Source organism: Oleomonas cavernae (assembly GCF_003590945.1).
GTDB lineage: Bacteria > Pseudomonadota > Alphaproteobacteria > Zavarziniales > Zavarziniaceae > Zavarzinia > Zavarzinia cavernae.
The window spans coordinates 128,871-154,693 of sequence record NZ_QYUK01000011.1 but is presented as its reverse complement, the minus strand read 5'-3'; the positions used below and the strand labels follow the sequence as shown (position 1 = coordinate 154,693).

General features: G+C 66.5%; 19 protein-coding genes and 2 pseudogenes. 5 read left to right on the top strand and 16 right to left on the bottom strand.

Annotation, left to right across the window (positions count from 1 at the left end; translation table 11 throughout):
• Window positions 1–6 precede the first annotated feature (6 nt).
• From maiA to D3874_RS04370, 3 genes are read right to left on the bottom strand one after another with little or no spacing between them, the layout of a single operon-like run.
• Complete coding sequence (gene maiA / locus D3874_RS04380) at window positions 7–639, bottom strand: maleylacetoacetate isomerase (protein WP_119776994.1); 633 nt, start codon at window positions 637–639, stop codon at window positions 7–9.
• 10 nt (window positions 640–649) lie between these two features.
• Window positions 650–2,365: a thiamine pyrophosphate-requiring protein gene (locus D3874_RS04375; protein ID WP_119776992.1), complete on the bottom strand. Its 1,716-nt coding sequence runs from the start codon at window positions 2,363–2,365 to the stop codon at window positions 650–652.
• A gap of 21 nt (window positions 2,366–2,386) precedes the next feature.
• Entirely contained in the window at window positions 2,387–3,859 is a 1,473-nt protein-coding gene (locus tag D3874_RS04370; RefSeq protein ID WP_119776989.1) for an aldehyde dehydrogenase family protein, read from the bottom strand.
• 242 nt (window positions 3,860–4,101) lie between these two features.
• Between D3874_RS04370 and D3874_RS04365 the strand changes: the two genes are divergently transcribed.
• The 4 genes from D3874_RS04365 (at window position 4,102) to D3874_RS04350 (ending at window position 8,161) form a co-directional block, all read left to right on the top strand.
• Entirely contained in the window at window positions 4,102–5,727 is a 1,626-nt protein-coding gene (locus tag D3874_RS04365) for an MFS transporter (protein WP_119776987.1), read from the top strand.
• Window positions 5,728–5,809: 82 nt separating this feature from the next.
• Window positions 5,810–6,856: a cupin domain-containing protein gene (locus tag D3874_RS04360; protein WP_119776985.1), complete on the top strand. Its 1,047-nt coding sequence runs from the start codon at window positions 5,810–5,812 to the stop codon at window positions 6,854–6,856.
• A complete protein-coding gene (locus D3874_RS04355) occupies window positions 6,856–7,554 on the top strand; it encodes a fumarylacetoacetate hydrolase family protein (protein ID WP_119776982.1) in 699 nt (232 codons plus the stop codon). Before D3874_RS04360 ends, D3874_RS04355 begins: the two co-directional genes overlap by 1 nt.
• A 73-nt stretch (window positions 7,555–7,627) precedes the next feature.
• Window positions 7,628–8,161, top strand: a complete 534-nt coding sequence (locus D3874_RS04350) for a TIGR02444 family protein (RefSeq protein WP_147385518.1) — start codon at window positions 7,628–7,630, stop codon at window positions 8,159–8,161.
• A gap of 238 nt (window positions 8,162–8,399) precedes the next feature.
• On the opposite strand, the pseudogene D3874_RS31860 reads toward D3874_RS04350, so the two are convergent.
• Window positions 8,400–8,741: pseudogene (locus tag D3874_RS31860) on the bottom strand (LytTR family DNA-binding domain-containing protein); the annotation flags it as partial.
• 14 nt (window positions 8,742–8,755) lie between these two features.
• Window positions 8,756–9,052 carry an MHYT domain-containing protein gene (locus tag D3874_RS04340; protein ID WP_199698935.1) on the bottom strand — a complete coding sequence of 99 codons (297 nt, stop codon included), beginning with the start codon at window positions 9,050–9,052 and terminating at the stop codon, window positions 8,756–8,758.
• A 645-nt stretch (window positions 9,053–9,697) separates the two neighbouring features.
• Here D3874_RS04340 and D3874_RS04335 point away from each other — a divergent pair.
• Window positions 9,698–10,919 (top strand): annotated as a pseudogene (locus D3874_RS04335) (IS256 family transposase).
• A gap of 370 nt (window positions 10,920–11,289) precedes the next feature.
• Here the strand turns inward: D3874_RS04335 and D3874_RS04330 are convergent.
• The 11 genes from D3874_RS04330 to D3874_RS04280 all read right to left on the bottom strand — a co-directional run bounded on the left by D3874_RS04330 (window position 11,290) and on the right by D3874_RS04280 (window position 25,812).
• Entirely contained in the window at window positions 11,290–11,544 is a 255-nt protein-coding gene (locus tag D3874_RS04330) for a hypothetical protein (protein ID WP_119776976.1), read from the bottom strand.
• A gap of 262 nt (window positions 11,545–11,806) precedes the next feature.
• Entirely contained in the window at window positions 11,807–13,030 is a 1,224-nt protein-coding gene (locus tag D3874_RS04325; protein ID WP_119776973.1) for an acyl-CoA dehydrogenase family protein, read from the bottom strand.
• A gap of 29 nt (window positions 13,031–13,059) precedes the next feature.
• Window positions 13,060–14,859, bottom strand: coding sequence for an ABC transporter ATP-binding protein (locus D3874_RS04320; RefSeq protein WP_119776971.1), 1,800 nt, complete (start codon window positions 14,857–14,859; stop codon window positions 13,060–13,062).
• A 4-nt stretch (window positions 14,860–14,863) separates the two neighbouring features.
• Complete coding sequence (locus D3874_RS04315) at window positions 14,864–15,976, bottom strand: LLM class flavin-dependent oxidoreductase (RefSeq protein ID WP_119776968.1); 1,113 nt, start codon at window positions 15,974–15,976, stop codon at window positions 14,864–14,866.
• Window positions 15,966–16,358: a 2Fe-2S iron-sulfur cluster-binding protein gene (locus tag D3874_RS04310; protein ID WP_199698934.1), complete on the bottom strand. Its 393-nt coding sequence runs from the start codon at window positions 16,356–16,358 to the stop codon at window positions 15,966–15,968. The genes D3874_RS04315 and D3874_RS04310 overlap by 11 nt, the downstream gene beginning before the upstream one ends.
• On the bottom strand, window positions 16,355–18,070 hold the full coding sequence (locus D3874_RS04305; RefSeq protein ID WP_119776963.1) for an FAD-dependent oxidoreductase: 1,716 nt from the start codon (window positions 18,068–18,070) through the stop codon (window positions 16,355–16,357). Before D3874_RS04305 ends, D3874_RS04310 begins: the two co-directional genes overlap by 4 nt.
• A gap of 10 nt (window positions 18,071–18,080) precedes the next feature.
• Window positions 18,081–19,676 carry an ABC transporter substrate-binding protein gene (locus D3874_RS04300; RefSeq protein WP_119776960.1) on the bottom strand — a complete coding sequence of 532 codons (1,596 nt, stop codon included), beginning with the start codon at window positions 19,674–19,676 and terminating at the stop codon, window positions 18,081–18,083.
• Complete coding sequence (locus tag D3874_RS04295) at window positions 19,673–20,839, bottom strand: LLM class flavin-dependent oxidoreductase (protein ID WP_119776957.1); 1,167 nt, start codon at window positions 20,837–20,839, stop codon at window positions 19,673–19,675. The genes D3874_RS04300 and D3874_RS04295 overlap by 4 nt, the downstream gene beginning before the upstream one ends.
• A gap of 66 nt (window positions 20,840–20,905) precedes the next feature.
• Complete coding sequence (locus D3874_RS04290; RefSeq protein ID WP_119776955.1) at window positions 20,906–23,506, bottom strand: TonB-dependent receptor plug domain-containing protein; 2,601 nt, start codon at window positions 23,504–23,506, stop codon at window positions 20,906–20,908.
• A 195-nt stretch (window positions 23,507–23,701) separates the two neighbouring features.
• On the bottom strand, window positions 23,702–24,721 hold the full coding sequence (locus D3874_RS04285) for an aldo/keto reductase (RefSeq protein ID WP_119776952.1): 1,020 nt from the start codon (window positions 24,719–24,721) through the stop codon (window positions 23,702–23,704).
• A gap of 20 nt (window positions 24,722–24,741) precedes the next feature.
• Window positions 24,742–25,812, bottom strand: a complete 1,071-nt coding sequence (locus tag D3874_RS04280; protein WP_119776949.1) for an ABC transporter substrate-binding protein — start codon at window positions 25,810–25,812, stop codon at window positions 24,742–24,744.
• Between the last annotated feature and the right edge of the window lie 11 nt (window positions 25,813–25,823).

The following is a 25,823-nucleotide window of genomic DNA, read 5'->3' as shown; positions in this document are numbered from 1 at the left end:
GATCGATCACTCGGCGTCGGGCTGGTTTTCCGGGGCCGCGGCGCGGAAGGCTTCGAGCGCGCGGCACGCCGCCTCCGCCCGCAGCAGGCGCGGGAAGGCGGCGACATCGACGCCGAAACGCCTGGCGTTGCCGAGCTGCGGCACGAGGCAGATATCGGCAAGCGTCGGCGCGGCGCCTAAGCAGAAGGGTCCCGCCCCATCGGCCAGCAAGGCCTCGCAGGCGGCGAGGCCTTCGCGATTGACCCAGGCCGCCCAATCCGTCACCGCCGCCTCGTCGAGGCCCAGCGTGCGCAGGCGCGCCAGCACCTTGAGGTTCTGCACCGGATGCACATCGCAGGCGATGGCCACGGCGAAGGCACGCACCCGGGCGCGCAGCAACGGCTCGCCCGGCAGCAGCGGCGGCTCGGGAAACACCTCGTCCAGCCACTCGACGATGGCGAGGGACTGGGTCAGCACCGAACCGTCGTCCATCTCCAGGGCCGGCACGAGGCCCTGGGGATTCAGTGCCAGATAGGCCGGATCGCGCTGCTCGCCCCGGCGTAGATGGTGGAATGCCTGCGCCGCCTCGACACCCTTCAGGTTAAGGGCGATACGCACGCGGTAGCTGGCGGCGCTTCTGAAATAGCCGTGAAGCTTCATCACCTCCCCCTCAGCCCGGCAGGCACTGAACATTGAGGAGCGCCTGCCGCCCCTCGCCCTTCACCGCGTCGAGCGCACGGTCGAGGGCCTTGGGCAGGTCGTCGGGGTCGGATACGCATTCGCCGTAGCCGCCGACGATTTCCATCATGTGCTCGTAGCGCATGTCGGGGCCGAAATCGGTCAGCGGCTCGGGCTTTGCCCGTGCCGAGTAACCGTCCCGGTACATGCCCCTGGTGGAGCGGCGCACGGCGTGCCAGCCCTTGTTGTTGAAGACGACGAAGAGCACCGGCAACCGCTGTTCCGCCGCCACGTAGTGGACCGCCAGCGGCGTGCCGAACATGTAGGAGCCGTCGCCGACCGTGGAGATCACCAGCTTGTCGGGTGCCGCCATCTGCGCGCCCAGCGCCGCGCCCAGGCTCCAGCCCAGGCCGCCGGCGGCGCCCGCGAAGAAATAGGTGCCCGGCGTGGTGAAACGCATGTGATCGCCGCGCAGGCCCGATTCCTTGAACACCAGCGCCTCGCCCTTCACCGCGTCGATCGCCTTGCTGATGTGCAGCGAGGTGATCTGGCTGGAGGCCTGCGCCTGTTTCCAGGCGGCGTCGCGCGACTGGTCCAGGGCCGCGCGCTGCGCCGTCACCCGGCGGCGGCGATCCTCGACCAGACCGGCATCGGCCGCCGGCGATACCGCCATCGCCTCGGCCAATTGGCGCAGCCCGGCGGCCGGATCGGCCTTGATCGCGATATCGCAGGGGAAGCTGCGCATGGGCAGTTCGGGATAGAGCGGATCCTCGCCGAGGTGGATGACTTTCGCACCAAGCCTGGGCCGGCATTGACCGGGCAGCCAGGGCGCCGTGGCCTCGACCACCAGGATGACGTCCGCGTCCTCGACCAAGGGCGCAGGCTCGGTGCCCAGATGCATCGGGTGATCGGACGGCAGTTCGACGAAGCGCGGGTTGTAGGTCACCACCGGCAGCGCGAAGGCCTGGCACAACTCGGCCAAGGCGGCGGTCGCGGCCTGGTCGCGGCCGACGGCGGAGGTGATCGCCAGGGGGTTGCGCGCCCCGGCCAGCAGGCCCGCCGCCTCGGCCACCGCCGACGGGGTGCCCAGCGCCGGCCCCGGTATCGCCTGCCGGCCATCGCGCCGATAGGTGAATTCGGGCAGCATCGCCGCCAGCACTTCGCGCGGCAGGGTCAGGTAGACCGGACCCGCCGGCGACATGGTCGCCATGCTCAGCGCCCGGTCGACCACCGCCTCGAGCTGCTGGCTGTTGCGCAGTTCATAGTCCCATTTCACCGCTTCGCGCACCATGCCCGCCTGGTCGTACATCTCCTGCGGCCAGTGGATGAAACTGCCGCGGGCGCCGGCCATGCCGGATTCCAGGATCGGCGTCCGCCCGGCCGTGAACAGCATGGGCAGGCGGATGCGGTTGGTGTTGAGGATGCCGCAGAGGGCATTGGCCGTGCCGACGTTGACATGGACCATGACCGCCTGGGGCTTGCCGCTGACCAGCGTGTGGCCCAGCGCCATGGAGACCGCGACATTCTCATGCGGCGCGGTGACCGGCCTGGGCAGCCGGGTGCCTTCGCTGTCCGCCTTGGCGAAGGCCTCGATCAACGGTGCGAAATCGGTGCCCGCATTGGCGAAGAAATAATCGATGCCGCGGTCGAGCAGCAGGTGCAGATAAGCCTCGGCAACGGTGACGTTACGCAGGGTCACGCTTTCCATGACTCTTTTCCTTCCGGGCCGTCAGGCTTCGCCGAACGGCAGATAGATGTGCTTGGTCTGCAGGAATTCGCCCAGGGCATCGGCACCGTGCAGCCGGCCGATGCCGCTTTCGCCAAAGCCCTCCATCTCGGCCTCCGCGATCAGGCGGCCGTGGGCGTTCAGCCAGACCGTGCCCGTCTTCAGCCGGCGCGCGACGCGCATGGCACGGGCGAGATCCCGCGTGAAGACGCTGGCGGCGAGGCCGTAGCGCGTCGCATGGGCCAGGGCGAGCGCGCCGGCCTCGTCATCGAAGGGCTCGATGCTGACGATCGGGCCGAACAGTTCCTCCTGCACCAGGCTGGAAGCCGGGTTGCGCACCGCGACCAGGCTGGGCGACAGGAAGGCGCCGCCGGGGAAGCGGTCGTCCAGGCGCCGGCCGCGCAGCAGGATCTCCCCCTCGCCCGCCGCCCGGTCGAGCCAGCCTTCCAGGCGGTCGCGATTGGCGCGGTCGATCACCGCGCCCACCTGGCTGGCGGCATCGTAACCGGGGCCGATGCGAAGGGCGGCGAAGCGCGCCGCAAGCCGGTCGGCCATCGTCTCGAAGCAGTCGCGCTGGACCAGGAAGCGGCTGGCGGCCACGCACTGCTGCCCGCAATTGACCAGGGCGGCGCGGATCAGCTCGTCCGCCGCCTTGTCGAGATCGGCATCCGCGAAGACGATGGCGGGCGTCTTGCCGCCGAGCTCAAGGGAGACGCGCTTCAGGCTGGGCGCCGCCGCCGCCATGATGCGCTTGCCGACGGCGGACGACCCCGTGAAACTCACCACGTCCACATCGGGCGAGGCGACGAGGCATTCGCTGACCGCGACCCCGCCGTCGTTCACGCTGTTGACCACGCCGGGCGGCAACCCGTCGATACCGGCCAGGCATTCCAGCGCGAAGGCGTTGATCAGGCTGGTCTGGGCCGCGGGCTTGACCACGGCGGTGCAGCCCGCCGCCAGCGCCGCGGCCAGCGAACGGAACAGCAGGGTAACCGGGGCATTCCACGGCACGATCACCGCGGCGACCCCGACCGCCTCCTTGGCGATCAGCGAATACTGGCCGGGCTCGGGCTCCAGCACGCGGCCGGCCAGGGTCCGGCACAGGCCGGCGTAATAGGAAACCTCGGACGCGGCGGCGGCAACCTCGCGCCGGGCCTGCAGCATCGGCTTGCCGTTCTCATGGGCGATCAGCGCGGCCAATTCCTCCGCCCGGGCGGTCAGGTTGGCGGCGCAGCGATTGAGCACCGAGGCCCGCAGCCGCGGGGCCGAGGCCCAGTCCGTCCCGTCGAAAGCCCGCCGGGCGGCGGCGATCGCCGCTTCGGCCAGGGCCACGTCGCCTGGATGGTAGTGGCCGATCACCGTGCCGGTCGCCGGATCGAACGAGGGGGCCGGCGTCGTATCGCCGGTGACCCAGGCACCGGCGATCAGGTGGCGCGCCGGGCCGACGGCCGGAAGCGGGTGCAGTGTTCCTGTCATTATTGTGCCTTCGCCATGGGAGCGCCCGGCCCCGAACGGGGTGAGCTCTCGGTTTCCGCCCTTGCTTTTATAAGCATATGTCTGATTATTATCAGAGCAATTTCCCAGTGTCAAAACGCTTCGGCCGCGAGGAAAGCCGGTATTCCTGGTGCGATTCTGCGTCATTTCCATGTCGGCGCGCCGAGCGCCAGCAACTTAAAATTCATCAGACATAAATCAGAAAATCACGGGGAGCACATGGCATGGGAGACGGCAGCCAGGGGCCGGCGGGCCGCCACCAGACCTTCGCCCCCCTGCGACATCCCCGGTTCCGCGCCCTGTGGCTTGCCACGCTGGCATCGAATACCGGCGCCTGGATCCAGGGAGTTGCCGCCGCCTGGGCCATGGTGCGGATGGCGCCGGGCGCCGAACTCGTCGCCCTGGTGCAGACGGCGACCTCGTTGCCGGTGCCCCTGCTGTCGCTGCTGGGCGGCACGCTCGCCGATCAATGGGGGCGCCGGCCGGTCTATCTGGCCGGACAGGCGCTGATGATGCTGGGCGCCTCGGCACTTGCCCTGGCCGCGGCGCTTGACGCGCTGACCGTATGGTCCTTGCTGGGGCTGGTCTTCCTGACCGGTTGCGGCACGGCGCTGCGCCAGCCGGCGGCCCATGCCTCGGCCGGCGACCTTGTCCCGCCCGCCGAACTGCCGGCGGCGATCGCCCTGAACAGCATGTCCTTCAATGCCGCAAGGGCAGTCGGCCCGGCGATCGGCGGCGTCTTGGTGGCAGGGGCCGGCGTCCCCGCGACCCTTCTCGCCGGCGCCGCCCTCAGTGCCCCCGCCGTCGCAGTCCTGCTGTTCTGGGCCCAGCGCAGGGCCGCCGAGAGCCTTCCCCGCGAAGGGCTGGCACGGGCGATGCTGGGCGGCTTCCGCTATGTCGCGGGCGAGCGCGGGCTGCTCGCCGTGCTTTTGCGCTGTCTTGCCTTCACCATGCTCGCCGCTTCGATCTGGGCCCTGCTGCCCGTCATCGCCAGGGATATCGTCGGGGGCGGCCCCGTCACCTACGGCACGATGCTGGCGGGGATCGGCGTCGGCGCCGTGGCCGGCGGCTTTGCCGTTTCGCGCCTGCGCCAGCGCCTGGGCAGCGAAGGCATGGCGGCGGCCGGCGGCCTCGCCTTCGCGGTCGCCTGCTGCGTGCCCGCCCTCACCGGCGAGCTCGCCCTTATCGTGCCTGCCCTGATGCTGGGCGGCGCCGCCTGGATGGCGACCCTGTCGAGCCTGAACGTCCTGATCCAGGTCCATGCCGCCGGCTGGGTGCGGGGGCGTGTCATCGCGATCTTCCTGATCGCCTGGTTCGGCGGCCTTGGCCTCGGCAGCTGGGCCTGGGGCCAGCTTGCGGACCTGGCGGGGATCCGCCCGGCCCTCGCGCTGGCCGGCGCCGGCATGCTTGCCGCCCCCTTCCTGCGCCGCCTCGCCGCCCTGCCGGCCTTCGATGGCAGCGACCATCGCCCCCTGCCCCGCGCCGAGCCGCCCTGCACCGCCGCAGGCCCCGGCCGCGTGATCCTGTGCAGGCCGTTCCGCATCGCCCCCGCCGACACCGGCGATTTCCGCCGGGCCATGGCCGCGCTGCGCCGCATCCGCCGGCGCGACGGCTGCGGCGGCTGGCAACTGCTGCAGAACCTGGCCGTTCCCGGGTGCTGGACGGAATGCGTGACCTATGCCTCCCCGGCCGACTACGAGCGCCAGCGCCGCCGCCCGACCCGCGCCGACGGCGACATCTTCGCCCGTGCCGACAGCTTTCACCGGGGACCGCCGATCCCCGCGTTCCTGGCCCTCGCCCCGCCCGTCCGGCGCTGGGAACGCAGCAGGGCTGCATCCGGCGAACATTGACAGACGTATGCTCATCAGTACTCTGACGATTAAAGAGGCGCCGATCTCAAGGCCCGGCGCGGCACGTCGAAGGCGGGAAACGATGACGGAACTGGGTACCATGGCCGAACTGCCGGCGGACTATCTGTCCGCCCTGGCCGGCGACAATCTTCTGCCGCTGTGGCCGGTGTTGCGGGGGCTGCTGCCCCGCGGCCGGCCCGAGCGGCGAACCAGCCCGACCCTGTGGCGCTATGCGGCGATCCGCCCCCTGCTGCTCGAAGCCGGCCGCCTGACGCCGATCGAGAAGGCGGAGCGCCGCGTCCTCGTCCTGGTCAATCCGGGCCTGGGCGAGCAGGCGATCCGGGCCACCTCGACCATCTATGCTGGCATGCAGCTGATCCTGCCCGGCGAGACGGCGCCCAACCACCGCCACACGCCCAGCGCGGTCCGCTTCGTCGTCGAGGGCACCGGCGGCTTTACCGCGGTTGACGGCGAGAAATGCCCGATGGAGAAGGGCGACCTGATCCTGACCCCGGCAAAGCTGTGGCACGAGCATGGCCACGGCGGCCCTGGCCCGGTGATCTGGCTCGATGCGCTGGACCTGCCCATGGTCTACGACTTCGAAGCTTCCTATGCGATCGAGGGGCCGCCGCAGCGGATCGGCAACGAGGCCGACTCGTCGCAGACGCGCTACCGCCGCGCCGGCCTGGTCCCCTACCGCGCCCTGAATCGCCAGCGGGCCGACTATCCCCTGCTGCGCTTTCCCTGGCGCGAGGTGCGGGCCTCGCTCGAGGCCTTCGCCGGCGCCTGCAACGCGGGCGAGCCGGTGCAGCTTGCCTATGTGAATCCCGAGACGGGCATGGAATGCCTGCCGACCCTCGGCTTCTCCGCCCTCATGCTGCGCCCGGGCGAGGAACTGACTCTCCAGCGCCGCTCCGCGTCCGCCCTGTTCCATGTGATCGAGGGCGAGGGAACGGCGGAGATCGATGGCGTCACGCTCGGTTTCGCCGAAGCCGACAGCATGGCCGTGCCGACCCATGCAGCCGTGGCGCTCGCCAACCGCTCGAGCAACAAGCCTGCCTTCCTGTTTGTCATCGATGATGCGCCGATGCAGCGCAAACTTGGCTTCTACGAGGAGTTCGACGCCTGATGAGCGACCTGATCTTTGCCCCGGTCACCCTGCCCAGCCTTCCCATCGCCGGCAGCGACCGCCGCCTGCCCGTCAACCGTATCTTCTGCGTCGGCCGCAATTACGAGGCCCACGCCAAGGAGATGGGCGTCCAGGTCGACCGCGAGGCGCCCTTCTATTTCACCAAGAGCCCCCAGGCCGCGATCGAGAGCGGGAGCACCGTTCCCTACCCGCCCGGCACCGACAATTATCACTATGAGATGGAGCTTGTGGTCGCGATCGGCGAGCCCGGCTTCCGCGTAACCGAGGCCGAGGCGCCCGGCATCATCTATGGTTACGCCTGCGGTCTCGACATGACCCGGCGCGACCTGCAGCTCGACGCCCGCGCCAAGGGCCGGCCGTGGGATCTCGGCAAGGATGTCGAACAAAGCGCGGTTGTCTCGCCGATCATGCCCGTGTCTGCCGTCGGTCATCCGATCGCGGGCCGCATCGAACTGCGCCAGAACGGCGAGACCCGGCAATCTGCCGACCTCCGGGATCTCATCTGGTCGGTCGAGGAACTGATCTCCCACCTGTCCAACTACTACCACCTCAAGGCGGGCGACCTGATTTTCACCGGCACGCCCGCAGGCGTCGGCCCGACAGCCCCGGGCGATCATCTGCAAGGCTCGATCGAGGGCCTTGGCGAGATCAGCCTCCAGATTGGGTCGCGGGAATAATCTCCTGGACCGATGCCCGGTAGCGGAGGCAGATTCGTTTCTGCCGCCCGCGCCGGGAGGCAGGGCGTTTCCCGTGGGTGAAAAGGGTCTGCCGGTGCTGGATCTCGACAACCCCTTCTGGCAATTCTCATGCGCTGTCTATGCGATGCCGGGTGTCGCGGCTGCCTGCATCGCCTTGCAGGACGAGGCTGGGGCCGATGTCAATCTCGTCCTCTTGGCCGCATGGGCTGGCGCCAGTCGAGGCCGGGCCGTTACGGCGGTGGATTTTGCCGAAGCGCCGGGCAAACAATGGCACGAGGAGATCATCCGCCCCCTCCGAGCCTTGAGGCGCACGGCAAAGTCGCATACGGGGCCGATCGCAGATCCGGCTGTCGAGGCCCTTTATCATCAGCTCTTGGCCTGCGAACTCGGCGCCGAACGCATCCGCCAGGCGGAATTGCATCGATGGGCGGATCCACGCTTTCCGGCACAACCGCCCCGCCTCGGTCTGGCCCCCCGACGCGGTCTAGCCCACGACAACCTGGTGGCAACGCTGGGTGGAACCCATCTAATTGCCTCCGCGATGACGACGATAGCACTGGCTGCAGAAGTCCGCTGCATCGCCTGAGTTCCAACGCTGCCGCCCGACCAGCCGCGGTGGTTCCCCGGTGGGCCCAGTGTAGGATCATCGTGGGCGGTGCCGGTAGTGCCCACGCCGATTGCTGTATATGGCCGGCCGGCCGGGTTTGCGGCCTGGCCATGAGACTCCAGATGTGGGACACCTGGGCGTCGATCTCGGCAATGCCGCCATCGCCTGCCCGGCGGACGGCTTCGATGCGGCTGATCGAGACGATATAACTGCGGTGGACGCGCATGAACAGGGCAGGATCCAGCAAGGCCTCGATCTCGCCGATCGTGCTCTGGCAGAAGGATTCCTGCTCGCCGTCCGAGACCAGGGTGTAATGCCCGTTGGCCCGCACGAAGGCGATGCTCGACACCGCCAGCCGGTGGTTGCGATTGTCTTTCTGCACCTCGACCTGGCGCGCGAAAGCCGCTTCCGGCGGCAGCGATTTTTCCTCCCCGGCGGATGCGCTCGAGGCGACGGGCGACGGGGCCGGTTGTTCTCGGTCGAGCTGGCGATCGGGTGTCAGCGACAGCAGGAACCCGCCGGAAATGAGGAAGGAGACTATTGCGACCACGATCGCCATGATGTCGTGCGGCATTACCGGATCGGTCGGGCCGACAGGCCCAGGGGGATCGCCGTCAGCCCCGCTATGGCGGTGTAATGCATGCCGGAAATGGCGAGGCCGATGCCGACCGCGAGCACCATAACCGGCAGGGTGGCGACAGTGAGGCCGATCTCGAATTCCTTCATGAACCAGTAGCCGATGAAGGTGCCCACGGTGAGCGGCAGGCAGCAGGCGATGACCGCACGCCAATCGCGGTAGGCGGCGAAGACCGGCACGACGATTACGCCATAGACATAGAGCACCATCGGCAGTTCGCTGTGTTCCGCCATGTCGTTGGCCGCCGTCAGGAGGCCGGCCTTCCCGCCCGCCAGGCGCACCTTAACCAGGGGAAACGCGTGCGTATCACATCAACCTCTAAGGGATACCAAAAGTCACTTCAGGGCGTTTAGTGAAAATCACACTGGTGCGAGATGCAAAACATCCCGCCGCCAGCACCCAGGGCACTCCAGCACAACGGCACTCGGCTGAGATCAGCGAGAATAGCGATCCTCGCCCTTGCCCGTGTCGAAGCCCTCACGCGAGGACCGGCGGTCGGTCATGACGGGCGCGTCGAGGTTGTAACGCGAGATCCCAAACGGCTGTCCAAGCCCATGTGGAGCCAATCGCAGCCATGTCGGCAGGGGGTTGTCCGGAAACCCGTCCGACAATCAATTTGTCCGGAAAGCCATCACCACAATTGGTTTCCGGACAGTTTGAGGCTTGGCCGCCCAACAGCCCATTGGCGGACAAAGGTGGGAACCGTAGTGCCCTTCACAAAGGGCACCAAACGGAGGGCGGATTGCGGCTTAGATCGTGCCCCTGGGGGTGGTGTAGGTGCCCCGCTTGTCCTGATGAGGGTGTAGCGGGATAGGGTGGCCACCGGCGATTTCCCGGTAGGGTTTGTTTGCGAAGACGAACCTGAGAGGACGCCACCGATGACCGACGAGATGATGAACCTGCGCGGGCTGCTGGAGAAGAGCAGCGATGCGGATTTCCTGCGCGAGATGATCGGCTTCGCCGCCGAGCGGCTGATGGAGATGGAGGTCGGCGGGCTGACCGGAGCGGGCTTCGGCGAGAAGAGCGCCGAGCGGCTGGCCCAGCGCAACGGCTACCGCGACCGGGCCTGGGAGACCCGGGCCGGGACCGTGGAACTCCGCATTCCGAAGCTGCGTAAGGGTAGTTACTTCCCTGGGTTCCTCGAGCCCCGCCGGGTGGCCGAGAAGGCCCTGACGGCCGTCATCCAGGAGGCCTACATTCAGGGCATATCAACCCGGTCGGTCGACGACCTGGTCAAGGCGCTGGGCATGAGCGGGATCTCCAAGAGCCAGGTGTCGCGGCTCTGCGAGGAGATCGACGAGCGGTGACGGCTTTCCTGGAGCGCCCGATCGAGGGCGACTGGCCCTATCTGTGGATCGACGCCACCTATGTGAAGGTTCGCCAGAACGGCCGCATCGTCTCGGTCGCGGTGATCGTCGCGGTGGGCGTCAACACCGATGGCCGGCGCGAGATCCTGGGGCTCGATGTCGGCCCCTCCGAGGCGGAGACGTTCTGGGCCGCTTTCCTGCGCAAGCTGGCCCGCCGGGGCCTGCGTGGGGTGAAGCTGGTGGTCTCCGACGCGCACGAAGGCCTGAAGGCCGCGGTCTCGAAGATTCTCACCGCCACCCCCGCCTTCGCAGGGGCAGGCTCTGGCAGCGCTGCCGGGTGCACTTCATGCGCAATGCCCTGGCCCATGCCGGCCGCAGCGGGCGACGTGTGGTCTCGGCCTTCATCGCCACCGCCTTCGCCCAGGAGGACGCCGAGGCGGCCCGGCAGCAGTGGCGACGGGTATCCGACCAGCTCCGGCCCAAGGTCCCCAAGCTGGCGGCCCTGATGGACGCGGCCGAGCCCGATGTCCTGGCCTATATGAGCTTCCCGGCCCAGCACCGGACCAAGCTTCACAGCACCAATCCGCTGGAGCGCCTGAACGGCGAGATCAAGCGCCGCACCGAGGTGGTCGGGATCTTCCCCAACGAGGCCGCGATCACCCGACTGGTCGGCGCCATCCTGCTCGAACAGAACGATGAATGGGCGGTCCAGCGTGCCCGCTACATGACCCTGGAAACCATCGCGCCCCTGAGCGATGATCCCATCGTCAGCCTGCCCACCATGGCAACCTGACACATCCCGGCCCTGCCGGTGATCGACGGTCAACCACCGTCACCTACACCACCCCAGGGACACGATCGCCTCCCAGAGCTGGGCGCATTCAATAGGACTGGCTTCCGGGGAACAAACAGTGCCCGCCCGGTCCCCTTTTATCCCATTTGCGGTGGCGACACGGTGGCGACACGGGCGTGGTGTGGACAAGCAAAGGCCACCCGGAGGTGGCCTATGTGTCTGAGTTCATTTGAGGATTTTGGTTGCGGGGGCCTGCAACCATCTCAAATTGCTGTTTCAGGCGGCAGCTTAGCGACACAGGTGGCGCTCATGCGCATTGGCTGGAATCGCCTCGATGCGGCGTGGGCTCACTGTGTGCCTCCCCTCTCCATCACCAACAGCTCACATGATTGAGCAGCCAGCCACTCAGCTCGCCTACGCTGCCCTCAACAAGCTTCTCGATTGTGGCAGCCACGATCTCCAGGGCATTGATGACGCCGTCCATGACAAAGTCGAACGACCGTCCATAGCCTGAGTTGACGTTCGTTGTACCCAAACCAAAGTGCGGCAGGGTCGTCAGGCACTGCTCCACAATTTCATGCACATCGGCAATTCTCAGATCGTTGCTCAGGAACAAGAGCAGCATGGCCTTGTTGCGTTCGCTCCAGCGCCGCGGTGTCTACCGAGCTGCCTATGCGCCTGGTACCCGGCGTCGGAAGCTATTCGGCAACGGCTCGCCCCTGAGGGCACCGCATCCTGCCGCCGGCCGGGTTCAGCCCAAGCCCAAGCTGATCCACGCTGCGAGCCGCCGAAACGCTGTTCCTCACCGGCATAGCCTCTTCGAGAATCCCAGCAGGCTTAGGGCTTGTGCATGCCGCATGGGCGACGTTCTTTGCACGCCGAACTGGTCAGAACACCCGGCCCTCGTCGAAATCGTCGCGGGCGCCGTTCAGCAGGTAGTCACCGATCACCCGCCCCTTCAGCAGCAGGGGGTTGTGGTTGAGGATCGTGCGGATGTTGCGCCAGTGGCGATCGTAGTTGCATTTCCGCGAGGTCGCGGAGCCGCCGCCGGTGTCGAAGAGTTGTTCGGCGGCGCGGATCGCCAGCTTGCCGACCACGATCTGTGCCTTGGAATTGGCGAGTTGGCCGCGCAGCACAAGGTCATCCAGGTCAGGCGCGCCGGCCAGTATCGCGGCCGCGGCCACGTCGAGCGTGCGTGCCGTGTCGGCGATGGTCACGTCGATGATGTGAGAGGCGGCCGCGATTTCGCCCACCACTTGCTGCACGAAATGATCACCGCGCGCGGTTTCCGATGCGCTGTGCTTGGCTGAACGGGCCTTGGTCTGGACATAGGCGATGGCGTCGCTCAGCACATTGCGGACGATGCCGCCGATCACCGCCATCAGGTGAAGCTGCGCCCGGGTTGCCTGGTGGCGGCGCATGAAGGGACTGCCGGCACGCCGGATCGCCACCTCGTCGGGCAGGACTTCCACGTCATCGAGGTCGACACCGCCGCTGGCGGTCAGGCGCTGGCCCATGCCATCCCAGTCGTCCAGGATATTGACACCCTTGCGCCCGGCCGGGACCAGGACGCCGGTCAATTCCCCCTCCTCGTCCAGGGCGCTGAAGCTCGTATAGTCGGAATAGGCGGCGCCGGTCGCGTAGTATTTCTTGCCCGTGAGACGAAAGCGGTCACCGTCCTTCACCAGGCGGGTGCGGATCATATTGGGGCGCGGGGTGTTGATCTCCATATGCGCCCCGCCGAACAGCTTGCCCGCCAGGATCTCGCCGGCATATTTGCGTGCGGCGGGGCTTTGAGGATCTATCGCGATCCCTTCGAGAAAACCGAAGTGGCTGCGCAGGGCATGGGCCACGTTCGAATCCGCCGCCGCCAGCGTGCAGGTCACTTCCACCTGGTCGGCAAGCGAGCCACCGGGACCGCCCAGTTCCTGCGGCACGCGCAGCCAGGTAAGCCCTGTCCGGCGCAGCAGGGCGAAGACCTCGAAGGGCAATTCGCGGTCAAGCTCGCGCCGGGCGGCGCCCTTGGCGATCTCGGCCGCGACGTCGGGCAGGCCGGCCAGGATTTCTTCCCGGCTGGGGCCGGTCTGAATCGCGCGTTGTGCCACGTTCATGGGAACACCTGTCTTTCTCTCAAATACACTCATTCCGCCGCGATCCCGTCGCCGCCGATGAAGCCGTCGACCTGGCGGTTCCACAGCCGGGCATAGGCCCCGCCCCTGGCGATCAGCTCGTGATGCGAGCCGTCCTCGACGATGCGGCCGCGATCGAACACCAGGATCCGGTCGAGGTGGGCGATGGTCGACAGGCGGTGGGCGACGACGATCACCGTCCGCCCCTTCATGATCACGTTGAGGCTGTCCTGGATCGCCTGCTCGGTCAGCGAGTCGAGGCTGGAGGTCGCCTCGTCCATGATCAGGATGGGCGCCGCCTTGGCGAACACCCGGGCGATGGCGATGCGCTGGCGCTGGCCGCCCGACAATTTCACGCCGCGCTCGCCCACCAGCGAGGCATAGGATTCCGGCATCTCGGAAATGAATTCGTGGACATGGGCGCTCTTGGCCGCCTCGATGATCTCGGCATCGTCGGCCTCAAGGCGGCCATAGCGGATGTTTTCCGCCAGGCTGCGGTGGAACAGGCCGGGATCTTGCGGGATCAGGCTGATCTGGCTGTGCAGCGAGTCCTGCGTCACGTCGCGGATGTCGACGCCGTCGATCAAGATCGCGCCCTGCTGCGGATCGTAGAGCCGCAGGACGAGGTTCAGCAGCGACGACTTGCCCGAGCCCGAGAAGCCCACCAGGCCGACCCGTTGCCCCGGTTTGATCGTCAGGTTCAGGTGCTCGAAGACATTGCGGTCGGGCGTGTAGCCGAAGCTCAGGTCGCGAAATTCGATCTCGCCCTTGGCGATCTTCAGGGCCGGTGCATTGGGGGCATCGATGATCTCGTGCGGGCGCACGATGGCATGGACCCCATTGGCGATATTGCCGATGAACTCGAAGAATTCCAGCAGGCGACGGCCGAGGTTGCGCACCTCGCTGATGATCAGCAGGGCCAGGCTGATCCCCATGACGAAGGCCGCCACATCAATATGGCCATCGCGCCACAGTAAGACGCCGATGAAGACGATACCGATCTTCAGCAGCATGGCGCCCGAGAACTGGAACCACTGGATCTTCTCCATGTAACCCATGGAGCGGGTGCCGGTTTTTATCTCGATGTTCAGGAAGCCGTTGATGTAGTCCTGCTCGAAACCCAGCCGAGAGAACAGCCGGACGCTGGAGAGGTTGGTCACGGAATCGACCAGCTTGCCTGTGGTCTCACTGCGCGCCGTCGAATGCAGCCGGGCATAGAATTGCGCCTTGCGCGCCAGGCGGAACGAGACGGAAAGGAAGATCACCGACCAGACCAGGACGAACAGCGCCAGCTCGCCCGAGACGAAGGACAGCAGGGCCGAGGAGACGGCCAGTTTCACAAGGATGGGCAGGAAGTCGAAGATCGCCACCGACAGGGCCATGCTGACCCCGTGGGACATTTCCGAAATCTTGTGGGCCAGCGCGCCGGCGAAATTATTATTGATGAAACGGTGCGAGTGATACTGGAGATAGGCGAAGACATCCTTGGTGACGGTGATCCTGATCCGGGGGGCGACGTAGATGCGACACGACCCGGCCAGGCGGCTGAACACCACCTCGCCCAGGTTCAGCGCCACAAAGGCGGCAAAGGGCACCGCCAGGACCGACCAGACGGCGGGGATATTGCTGGCCGCCTGGGTGACGATCTTCACCATCTGGCCGATCGTATAGGGCATCAGGATGGAACTGGTGGCGGCGCTGACTTCCAGCGCCAGCATCAGGGCGTACCAGCCGCGGAAGCGACCGGCGAAATGCAGGGCGAAACGGAACGGTGTCGTCGGCAGATAAGGCGCGTGAGGACTGCGTTGCATGGCGTCAGCTTGCCTTTGCCTGCAACGGTGCGGCTTCGCGCCGGGCGATCTCGGCCCGGACCAGGGGGATCACCTCGCGGCCATAGGTCACCGTGTCTTCTTCCGGGTAGAAGCAGCGCACCAGAAAATTGTTCACGCCGATGTCGTGGTAATCGAGGATCGATTCCGCGACCTGCTCGGCCGTGCCGACCAGCGCGGTCGAATTGCCCCCGGCCCCGCTGACCGCGGCGACCTCGGTCCACAGGCGCTTGTCGAGGATGCGGCCCTGAGCGGCGGCCTCGCGCAGGCGGACGGAGCCGACATTCATCGGCAGCTTGCCATTGCTGCGGTTGCTGAAGTTGCCGCCCCTGGCGACGCTAGCCTTCACCTTCTCCAGGATCTGGTCGGCACGGGCCCAGGCCTCCGGTTCGGTCCGCGCCACGATGGGGCGGAAGGCCAGGGTGAAGCGGATCTTGTCGGCCCGGCCGAAGCGGGCGGCCGAGGCGCGCACCTTGGCAATGGTCTCGCGCGTCTGGGCCAGCGACTCGCCCCACAGGGCGAAGGTGTCGGCATGTTTGCCCGCCACCTCGATCGCGGCATCGGACGAGCCGCCGAAATAGATCGGGATGCCCGAGGGGCGGTAGGGCTTCACGGTCGAGAAGGCACCCTTGAAGCGATAGTACTTGCCCTCGTGATCGAAGGGCTCGTTGCTGGTCCAGACCCGCTTGAGCACATCGAGATATTCGTCGGTGCGGGCATAGCGCTCGTCATGATCCAGAAAATCGCCGTCGCGCTGCTGATCCTCGTCGGTGCCGCCGGTGATGACGTGCACCCCCAGGCGTCCCTCGGCGAAATGATCCAGGGTCGCGAGCTGGCGGGCACCCATGGTCGGCGGCAGGAAGCCGGTGCGGTGGGCCAGCATGGTCCCCAGGGTCTTGGTGTGCTGGAAGACATAGGCGGCGATCTGGTTGTTGTCGGGGATGGTCGAGAAGGCCCCGATCAGCAGCCGGTCGAAGCCCGAGGCCTCGGCGCTCTGGGCCAGGTTGCGGATGTAGTCCTTGTCGACGATGGGGCCGCTCTGCGGCACCACGTCCGAGCCGGCACGGCTGCCGACATGGCCGACGAATTCAACGGGCATGGTGCGGTTCCTTTGGGTCTGCTTGTTCGGCGGGAGAGAGGACGCGGGCGCGGCGGACGAGGCTGAGCTCGACCACGGTGTCGCGCAGCGCCAGGCTGTCGCGGGCGGGCTCCACCAGGATCCCGTCATGCATCGGCGTCGTGCAGGCGGTCACCACCTCGCCGTCGATCTTCATCGCGCAGATGTTGCAAAGGCCGCGCCGGCACGACAGGGCATAGCCCAGCGCCGGGTCGACCGCGCGCTGCAGGTACTGCAGGGCGGCGCTGACGCTGATGCCGGCCCAATCTTCAGCGGCAATGCCCGCCTGCGCCGGCGGCGGCAGGTCGAAGCTGACCAGCTCGCCGGGGCGGTCCGGACGGTGAAGGCGCAGGTGCATTTTCATGGAGAGGCCGGCGACAGGAAGGGGAATTCGACCGACGCCGAATGATAGGCCAGCGTCTCGCCGACTTGGCCGACGAAGCCGTGATGCAACGCGCTGGGTTTCCCACCCTTCCAGTCGTGGCGCTGATGGGCGCCGACTGAATAGGACCGGCCCAGGGCCGACAGCAAGGCGGATTCCAGCACCGGCACCGCCGCCTGGACTTCCAGCGCGTCGGACCAGTCGCGGTTCCACACGCGGTCGCGGTTGCGGCTGCTGAGCTCGCCCACCACGGTCGCACCGATGTCGCGCACCTCGGCCAGCGCCTTTTCCAGGGCCGGCCCGGTGCGCACCGCGCCCAGGGCGGCTTCGGCCAGGCCCGTCAGACGCTGCTTGACCTCCAGCGGGACCACACCATTCTCGCGGCGGAACGGCGCCTCGATCCGGTCTTTCAGATAGGCCCAGTTCTGAGCCGGCGCGCCGACCTTGTTGCCACGCGCCGCCTTGGCCGCCGACCGGCCGGCGGCCGAGCCCTGGACCAGGATCTGGGCGCCGGCGCTGCCCGAGAGGCGATTGCCGCCATGCAGGCCGCCGGTCGCCTCGCCCCCGGCGAAGAGGCCGGGCACGCCGGTTTCGCCCGCCGTGTTGATGCGGATGCCGCCGATCGAGAAATGCGCCGCCGGCGCCACCTCGATCGCGCGGCCGGCACGGATCTGGTCGACCAGCGGCGTCATGTCGAAGCCTTCCCAGCGCCAGTCCTTGCCGATCGAAGGCGAGTGCCGCGGCAGGTTGTCGACGATGTCGCGCGGCAGGTGCGCCCAGGAGAGATAGACGCCGCCGTTGGGGCTGCCCCTGCCCTCCAGCACTTCGGTGGCGCTGGCGGCGGAGACCATGTCGCGCGTGGACAGTTCCATGCGCACCGGGTCCCAGTTGGCCATGAAGCGTTCGCCGAAACGGTTCAGCAGCCAGGCGCGATAGCCCCCCTGCGGCCCGATGATCCAGGGGAACTGCAGGCCGCGCCAGATGTCCGGCGCCACCAGGCAGCAGGGCAGGAACTGGAGCATTTCCATTTCGATCAGTTCGGCCCCGGCCGCCAGCGCCATGGCATGGCCGTCGCCGGTCAGCTCCTCGGGCGCCGTGCGCAGGCGCCAGTTCGAGGTGGTGCCGCCGGTCGCCAGCACCACGGTTCGCCCATGGATCGCCTCGACCTCGCCGGTGCGCCGGTCGAGGCCGGCGACGCCGACCACGCCGTCGTCATGGCGCAGCAGCCCGACCGACTGGAAATCCTCGCGGAAGCGGGCACCGGCCTGGACCGCCGCCTGGGTCATCACCCGTTGCATGTCGACGCCGGGAATGCGCACGCCCCGGCCGCTGGAATGGCCCGGCGGCTTTTTGCTGACCGTGACCTTGTTGCCCCGGTCGAGGAAGACCTTCAGCTCGGCCCCGACATTGACCACCATGGATTCGACCAGATGCTGGTCGTTCACGAACGAGCCGGCGCGGATGGTATCGTTGAGAAATTTCTCCTCGGTATCGTCCGGGTCGCCGGCCAAGCCCAATGAAATCAGGGTCTGCCCGGCGACGGAAATGCCGCCTCCGGACGTGATGGTGGCGCCGGAGCGGCCGACCAGCCCCTTGTTGACCACCAGCACGCTGGCGCCTTCCGCCCGTGCCGCCCAAGCCGCGGCAAGGCCGGCGGCGCCGGCGCCGACGATGATAACATCCCAGTCGCTCATGGCGCCCTCCTCACGCGATAAAGACGTCGGCAAAATTGCCGAGCACGCCGTCGCCGGTGGTGACGAGATTTTTGACGTTACGCCGCTTCAGCACCACGGCCTGGGCCGCGACGGTGGGGATGCGCGGCAGGTCGATCTGCACCTGCTGCTGGAAGCGGACATAGAGGTCGCGCCGGACCTTGGGGTCCAGTTCCGCCTGGGCATCCAGCAACAGCTTGTCGACGACCGGGCTGTTGTAGGCTGAGCCGTTGGAGAAGGCGACGCCGCGGGCAAAGCTGCCCGACCAGTAATAGCGCTGAGTGCCGATCGCCGGGTCCGGCCCGGTCTGGGCGCCGTAGTGGATCGTGTCGAATTCCCGGTCTGTGTAGACCCGGCGCAGGAACGAGGGGAAATCCTGGTTGCGGATGACCACCTTCACCCCGATCTTTTCGAAGGTGTCGCGGATCAGCTCGGCACTGCGCAGGTAGATCGGCCCGGTGGGTGCCGGATCGTGGGTGATGGTGAAGCGCACCCCGTCAGCGCCCCGCTTGTGGCCGGCGGCGTCCAGCAATTCTTCGGCCTTGCGCAGATCGAAGGGATAGAGCGGGACATCGGCGGTATAGAATTCCGGCATGTCCGGCGGGATCGGCCCGTTCACCGCCGTGGCATAGCCGTACTGGATGTTCTTGACGATGAAGTCCTTGTCGATCGCATGGGCGAAGGCCTGGCGCACCCGCAGGTCCTGGAACAGCGGGCGCTCGAGGTTCAGCTCGAAGGCCGACACGGTCGACGAATAGGGCGAATCCCGCCGTACTGCCTCGATCTCCGGGTTCTGGATCAGCCGCCCGATATCGTTGTAGAGCAGGTTGGAGGTGATGAGCTGCACCTCCCCCGTTTCCAGCGCGTTCATGTTGGCGGCCGGGTCGGGCAGGAAGCGGTAGATCACCCGGTCGAGGTAAGGCTTGGGCTGGTTCCAGTAGGTCGGGTTGCGTTCCAGAACCAGGTAGTTGCCGCGTTCCCACTGCACGAAGCGGAAGGCGCCGGTGCCGATGGGGGCGGTATTGTGCGGGTTGGTCAGGATGTCCGTGCCCTCGTAGAGGTGCCGGGGGATCACGGGCGATTCAGCGCCCACCAGGGCGGCAATGATGTAGGGCGCCGGGCGGCTGAGCTTGAAGATCGCGGTCAGCGGATCGGGTGTTTCGACTGCGGTCACATTGGCATAGGTCGAACGGCCGCGGCCGTGGAATTTCTTCCACACTTCCAGCGCCGAGAAGGCGACATCGGCCGAGGTGAAGGGCTTGCCGTCGTGCCAGGTGACACCCGGGCGCAGCTTGAAGGTCAAGGTCAAGCCGTCGGGCGCCACCTCCCAGCTCGTCGCCAGGCTGGGCTGGGGCTTCAGGTCGAGATCGACCGCCAGCAGGCCGTCGAAGATCTTGCCCGATACCGCCTGGGTGGCACCCGCCGTGGTGATGGCGGAGGTGAGCAACGGCGGCTCGGGAAAGACGCCGACGATCAACTGCCCGCCGCGCACCGGTGCCGCCGGGGCGATATCGGCCAAGGCGTGGCGGGCGGCCAAGGGGACCGCCGCCAGGCCGGCCAGGACGAGGCGACGCGAGGGGCCGGTCATAGCCGCACCCCCGCCTGTTCCAGGAGCGGCAGGATGCGCTCGCCGAAATAATCGAGATCGGGCGCGAAGTCGTAGAAGCCGAGCTGTACGCCGTCGATGCCGGTCTTCTTCAGGGCGACCAGTTGCTCGACCACCTGCTCGGGCGTGCCGACGATCTCGATATTGCCGCCCAGGCCCCGACCCGGCTTGTTTTTGGCATCCTGGCGGCCGCGCCAGGCGTGGGCGTCGCTGTCATGCTGCCGGTTGCCGTTGCCCCGTCCGTTGGGGCCATAGGCGTGGGCGACGATGGCGTTGGCATATTCTTCCGTCTCGCGCTCGGTATCGCGGCTGACGATGACCGGGTTGATTAGGGTCTTGATCTCGCGGCCGATGCTGCGCGCCGCCTGCTTGATGCGGGCGGTGTGGGCCGGCAGGGTTTCCAAGGCACTGTCGATGTGCGAGCCACCGGGGCTGGTGATGAAGACGATGTCGGAATAGCGCGCGGCGAAATCGATGCCGGCGTCCGAGCCCGTGGCATTGACCAGCACCGGCCGGCCGTAGAGCGGCTTGGGGGTAATGAACCCGTTCACCACCTTCCACGGCGACTTGCCCTCGAAGGAGTAGTTCTCGTCCTCGCTCCACAGGCGCTGGACCACGTCGAACAGTTCTGCCGCCAGGACATAGCGCTCGTCGTGCTCAATGCGCTGCCAGCCGAACATCTCGTGCTCGATCGCCCGGTGGCCGGTGACGATATTGATGCCCCAGCGACCCTTGGCGATGTGATCCAGGGTGGCGCCGTACTTGGCGATGTGCAGCGGGTGCAGCGGGCCATAGAGCACATGCATGGTGGAGATCAGCATGATCGTCTTGGTGACTGCCGCCATCGCCCCCAGGGCGACGAAGGCATCGAGCGACGCCTCGCCGTCGTAGCCGCCCTTGGGCAGCCATTGGGTACGGCTGAAGGCCAGCTCGAAGCCCAGAGCCTCCGCCCTCTGCACCACTGCGGCATTGTAGTCGAAGGTCCAGGTCGAGGTGCTGGGCAGGCCCGAGAACTTGATATCCTGCAGGTTCAGGAACACGCCCAGCATCAGGGGCTGGCGGAACGCCTTCGACAGCGGGCTGTCGGGGAAATCCGCCGGGGTGAGTTGGACGGGCGGCGGGGCCTGTTGGGGGAGTGCGGTCATGGGGCATACCTTCCGTATTGCCAGGGGCTGCCGACGGGACGAACGCCGCCGGCAGCCTCCTTTGCGTTACCAGGTCAACGAGAGGCGAGCGTAGTAGAAGCCGCCGTAGACGCCGTAGGGTGAATAGAAGCTGTAGTTCGGCCCGACGGCCGGGAAGCCGTAGAGCAGCGCGCCGCCGGAAGTCCAAATGGCGGCTTCGGGCAATTGATCAGGCTTCACGTTGAAGATGTTGTTGCCGCCCAGCGTGAACGTAACCTGATCAGTGACGTTATAGCCCACCGACAGATCCGTGATGAAGGCCGGTCGCACCACCTCGTCGCGCGCCGGATCGAGCGCGTTCAGCCCGCGCACTTCCGAATAGCGCGTTTCGCGGACATTCACCGTGAAGTCGTCGATCAACCATGCCGCCGAAAGCGCCGTCACATTTTTCGGGTTGGCGACCGTGAGATTGCCGATGGTGTTCCGGGTGACCTGTTGCAGGTTGATACCCGCAAGTTCGGGCGGGTTGTCCGCGATGCCGGTCACTTTATGCCTGTTGAATGTGCTCTGCAGCGACCATTTGATCACGCCGTAGTCATCGAAATCTGTGACGTAGTCGGCCTTGATGTCGAGGCCGCGGGTTCTCGTGTTGACGGCATTCGTGAAGTAGGAAACATTCTGATTTGTTTCGAGGCCGTTTGCCGCCAGGATCGGTGCGATTTGGGAGGCCTGCAAGGTGATCGACGTGATCCGGTCATCGATGTCGATCTGATAGAGATCCAGCGTTACGTTCAGGTGCTCGAGCGGGTTGAGAATCAAACCGACGCTGTAGTTGCGCGAGGTCTCCGGCTGCAGCGGCTCACCGCCCAACAGCATCCCCAGGGATGAAGTAGACGGAACGTATCTCGTGTACCGAAGCTGGTTGGGCACGCCGGTAACCGGATCTGTTCCGTAGGCGGGAAGCGACGAACCATAGAATTGCTGTTGCAGGCTCGGCGCACGGAAGCCGTTGCTGACGGTGGCTCGTGCTGCAATCCAATCAAATATCTGGTAGCGGCTGGAAGCCTTCCCGCTGACCGTTTCGCCAAAGTCGGAATAGCTTTCATACCGGCCAGCGATGGAGACGTTCCAGTCCGATGTCAAATTCTGGTCGAAATCCAGATAGGTGGCGACGTTATTACGATCGTAGTTACCGGCATTTTCCGGCGCAAAGCCGGCCATGCCGGCGGAACCGGGCAACGGAAAGTGACCTTGACTGCCCGCGGGGAAGTCTGGGTTTTCATAGCCACCGTCAGCCCAGGAATGATATTCGCCTTCCTTTTCCTGGAAGCGGTTGTAGCGGAACTCGAACCCGCCCGCGACGTTCAGTGGCTTTTCAAAAGCGCCGGTCGCCAGCTCTTGCGAAAGGTCCAGGTTGGTTGTCCATTCGGTCGAGATCAGCCAGCCATTGTCGAGATCGCGCGGGCTGGCCGGCCCGAAGGAGGGGTTCAGCGAATTCTCGTTACGAACATTGGCACGGCTTTGGCCGAAGGTCGTGCTGAGGTCCCAGAACAAGCCGCCGGCCGCACCACCCTTCAATCCCGCCGTTATTTGATAGTCGTCTTCCTCGACGACGAATTGCGGCTCGAAACCATCGGGATATACCGCCCTCACGTTCTGCGGCGAGTTGGGGTTGCGGAAGGTGCCCCAACCCTGCGAGTAGCGATGGCCAAAGGTGCTGAAGGAGTAGAGTTTCGCCTGGTCGCCAAAGGTGACCGGCAGTTCCGCGTTGTAGCCGATGTTGTAGGTTTGGCCTTTTGGCAGGCCGAGAATTTGACGATAGCGGGTGACGCTGGTCTCGCGCGGATCGGTACCGCCACCCGGGTAGATGTTGTAGTCGACGCCGCCGGGGCTCTCCCGTGGCGCCGGGCCGGCGACGTTGGTAAAGCCGTGGATGTCGATATCGCCGCCCAGGCTGAAGAAGCCGCCGTCGCCAATCTCGAAACCCTGATTGATCGACAGCTGGGCGGTAGGACCGTACCCGTGTTTCTGATTGTTGGAGTCCAGATAGCGCCCCAGCGTGATATTGGCGTCCCCGCCTTCCGCATTCTCCTTCAGAATGATGTTGATAACCCCGGCGATCGCATCCGAGCCATACTGGGCCGCGGCACCGTCGCGCAGAATTTCGATGTGCGCCACCAGCGAGGTTGGAATCAGGTCGAGATCAACCGGGGAGGCGCCGACGGAGGTTTGACCGGCCGTGAAGATCAGGGCGGTCGAATGGCGCCGCTTGCCATTCACGAGGATCAGCGTCTGGTCGGCGCTCAGCCCGCGCAAAGCGGCGCGGCGCACGGCGATGCCGGTCTGGCCCGAGAAGCCGGCGCTGTTGCGGAACGAGGTATCGAGCTCGTTGAGCGCATCGCGCAGATTCTGCTTGCCAGTGGCCCGCAGCTCGTCACCGCCAATCACGGTGATCGGCGAGGTGCTTTCGCCCACCGTGCGGCTTTGCACGCGGGTGCCGGTGACCACCACGTCGTCGACCGTGCCGGTCAGCGTGTCGTCATCGGCGGCCTGTTCGGTGTCTTGCGCCATCACATGGCTGTAGGTCCCGCTGGCCAGCAGGAAGGAGAAGGCGGCACCGAGCAGGAGCGCTCGGTCGCCATAGGCGGCCAACCCTGCGCGCACGCGCGGGCTTTTAGACGTCAACATAATCCCAACCCCAGAATTTAGTGCTCGTGCCGGGCGGCCTTCTCGTGCGACCTGCCCTGGCGGATTTATGACTGCTTGCTATTCAGGCGGCCTTGCTACATCGCCGGGTAAAATCAATCGGTTCCATATCGATAACCTGTCGGGTTGCGCCTTGGCGCCGGGCTCCCCTGCCCGGCACCAAGGCCATGGAAAGCGTTACGCCGCGTGGCGCGGCTGGCGGCCGAAGAAGGGATGACTGGGGTCGTTGAAGCCCGGCGTCGAGGGATGCCCCGTCACCACCAGGCTGTCGACCACGGCCTCGTCTTCTTCCGTGAAGCGGTACTGGAGCGCGGGGAGGTAATCGTCCCACTGCTCCAGGGTGCGCGGGCCGGTGATCGCCGCGGTGATCAGCCGGTTGTTCAGCACCCAGGCGAGCGCGAACTGGCCAGGCGTAATGCCGCGCGAAGCCGCGTGTTCCTTGATGCGCTGGGCCAGTTGCAGCGATTCCGGGCGCCATTCGGTCTGGTGGATGCGCTTGTCGTTGCGCCCCGCCCGCGTGCCTTCCGGCGGCGGCAGGTTGGGATCGTACTTGCCGGTCAGCACGCCGCGCGCCAGCGGGCTGTAGGGCACGACCCCTAAGCCGTAGTATTCGGCGGCCGGCAGGTGTTCGACCTCGATCTGGCGATTGGCGAGGTTATAGAGCGGCTGGCTGGCCGCCGGGCGCGGCACATTGAGTGCATCGGCCGTGCGGCTGAACTCCGCCAGCTTCCAGGCCCGGTGGTTGGAGAGGCCGTAGTGCAGGATCTTGCCCTGGCGGATCAGGTCGCCCAGGGCGCCCACGGTCTCCTCGATCGCGGTGACGTGGTCCTCGCGGTGGAGATAGAGCAGGTCGATGTAATCGGTGCCGAGGCGCTTCAAGCTTTCCTCGACGGTCTTGATCACCCACTTGCGGCTGGCGCCGCGGCGATTGGGGTCGACCTGGCTGCGCGGGTTGACGAACTTAGTCGCCAGCACCCACCAGTCGCGCTCGGCCTTGATCAGGCGGCCGACCACTTCCTCGGATGCGCCGCCGCTGTAGCCGTCGGCGGTATCGATAAAGTTGACGCCCTGCTCCTTGGCCTTGGCGGTGATGCGGCCGGCGGTGGCCTCGTCGGTCGGGCCGCCGAACATCATGGTGCCGAGGCAGAGCGGCGAGACCTTGGTGCCGGTGCGGCCCAGGGAACGGTATTCGGTCATGTTACAGGTCCTTGACTTACTTAGAGTGTGATCTTGATGGCGTCGTCGGCGGCCAGCGCCCGGGCCAGTTCCAGCGGCCCCGGCAGGATCCAGCCGTCGAAATCGAAGTCTTCCTTCAGGAAGCCCCATTCCAGCAGGTAGTCCTTCTGCTTGCGTAAGGCTGCGATGTACTGCTCGGTCAGCTTGACGTCGAAATGCAGGTGCAATTCCGGGCCATAGCCCTTGCGCACGATCTCCTCGGTGCTGGAGGTTTCGGCCGCGATGGCCTTGACCACCGCCGTGGGGTTTTCCTTGGCCCAGGCGGCGGTCTTGAGCAGGATGGCGAGGTAACGTGCCACGATATCGGGCCGTTCGACCGCCAGGTCGCGGTTCACCGTGATCGGGCGCGGCGTGCCGGCATTCACCCGCACGAAGGGATCGGGATTGGCGTTGATGTCGATGATCGGGTGCAGGCCGTGTTTGACGACTAGCGCCGCGCTGACCGCGCCCTTGGCATAGATCACGTCGACGGTGCCGGCCAGCAGCGCCTCGACCACGCCGTGGCGGCGTCCCTCGCGCCGCTCGCCCTGTTCGCGCAGGTCGAACTCACCGCCGGCGACGTTGACGAATTCCACGTCGGCCGGGGTCAGGCCCGCCAGGTCGAGGGCGGTGAGCAGGCCGCGCAGGTCCTGGCCGCGGGCGATGTCGACGATCTTGGTGTCGTGCTTGGGCACACCGAAACGCCGGCCCTTGAGATCGGCCAGGGTCTTGATGTCGCTGTCGGGGCGCACCAGGATCAACTGTTCCTCGTCGACCCAGGTGATGCCCACCACCACCGTGTCCTGGCCGTTGGCGCGGGTCCAGATCGGCGGCACGTTGCCGCCCTCGCGGAAGCTGGCCGGCTGGGTGTGGCTGTAATGGGAATTGCGCACCGCCTGGTCGGCGGCGGCGCGGATCGATTCCACCTTGATGCCGTGGCGCTCGAACTCCTGGTGGATCCAGCGGAAATGCTGGGCGATCCCCGAGGTCGTCGGCACCGGGCAGCGGGTGTACCAGATCTCGGATACCGGGTTGGCCTGGGCCTGGCCTTGGATGTTGGGCTGAACGGTCATTGCTGTTCCTT

What these genes read in the sequence shown, in the direction of transcription:
- D3874_RS04375 (WP_119776992.1), bottom strand. Translation starts at nt 2,365, where the DNA reads ATGGAAAGCGTGACCCTGCGTAACGTCACCGTTGCCGAGGCTTATCTG.
- D3874_RS04340 (WP_199698935.1), bottom strand. Translation starts at nt 9,052, where the DNA reads ATGGCGGAACACAGCGAACTGCCGATGGTGCTCTATGTCTATGGCGTA.
- D3874_RS04280 (WP_119776949.1), bottom strand. Translation starts at nt 25,812, where the DNA reads ATGACCGTTCAGCCCAACATCCAAGGCCAGGCCCAGGCCAACCCGGTA.
- D3874_RS04315 (WP_119776968.1), bottom strand. Translation starts at nt 15,976, where the DNA reads ATGCCCGTTGAATTCGTCGGCCATGTCGGCAGCCGTGCCGGCTCGGAC.
- D3874_RS04305 (WP_119776963.1), bottom strand. Translation starts at nt 18,070, where the DNA reads ATGAGCGACTGGGATGTTATCATCGTCGGCGCCGGCGCCGCCGGCCTT.
- D3874_RS04360 (WP_119776985.1), top strand. Translation starts at nt 5,810, where the DNA reads ATGACGGAACTGGGTACCATGGCCGAACTGCCGGCGGACTATCTGTCC.
- D3874_RS04370 (WP_119776989.1), bottom strand. Translation starts at nt 3,859, where the DNA reads ATGACAGGAACACTGCACCCGCTTCCGGCCGTCGGCCCGGCGCGCCAC.
- D3874_RS04320 (WP_119776971.1), bottom strand. Translation starts at nt 14,859, where the DNA reads ATGCAACGCAGTCCTCACGCGCCTTATCTGCCGACGACACCGTTCCGT.
- D3874_RS04355 (WP_119776982.1), top strand. Translation starts at nt 6,856, where the DNA reads ATGAGCGACCTGATCTTTGCCCCGGTCACCCTGCCCAGCCTTCCCATC.
- D3874_RS04330 (WP_119776976.1), bottom strand. Translation starts at nt 11,544, where the DNA reads ATGCTGCTCTTGTTCCTGAGCAACGATCTGAGAATTGCCGATGTGCAT.
- D3874_RS04300 (WP_119776960.1), bottom strand. Translation starts at nt 19,676, where the DNA reads ATGACCGGCCCCTCGCGTCGCCTCGTCCTGGCCGGCCTGGCGGCGGTC.
- D3874_RS04285 (WP_119776952.1), bottom strand. Translation starts at nt 24,721, where the DNA reads ATGACCGAATACCGTTCCCTGGGCCGCACCGGCACCAAGGTCTCGCCG.
- D3874_RS04295 (WP_119776957.1), bottom strand. Translation starts at nt 20,839, where the DNA reads ATGACCGCACTCCCCCAACAGGCCCCGCCGCCCGTCCAACTCACCCCG.
- D3874_RS04365 (WP_119776987.1), top strand. Translation starts at nt 4,102, where the DNA reads ATGGGAGACGGCAGCCAGGGGCCGGCGGGCCGCCACCAGACCTTCGCC.
- D3874_RS04325 (WP_119776973.1), bottom strand. Translation starts at nt 13,030, where the DNA reads ATGAACGTGGCACAACGCGCGATTCAGACCGGCCCCAGCCGGGAAGAA.
- D3874_RS04310 (WP_199698934.1), bottom strand. Translation starts at nt 16,358, where the DNA reads ATGAAAATGCACCTGCGCCTTCACCGTCCGGACCGCCCCGGCGAGCTG.
- D3874_RS04290 (WP_119776955.1), bottom strand. Translation starts at nt 23,506, where the DNA reads ATGTTGACGTCTAAAAGCCCGCGCGTGCGCGCAGGGTTGGCCGCCTAT.
- maiA (WP_119776994.1), bottom strand. Translation starts at nt 639, where the DNA reads ATGAAGCTTCACGGCTATTTCAGAAGCGCCGCCAGCTACCGCGTGCGT.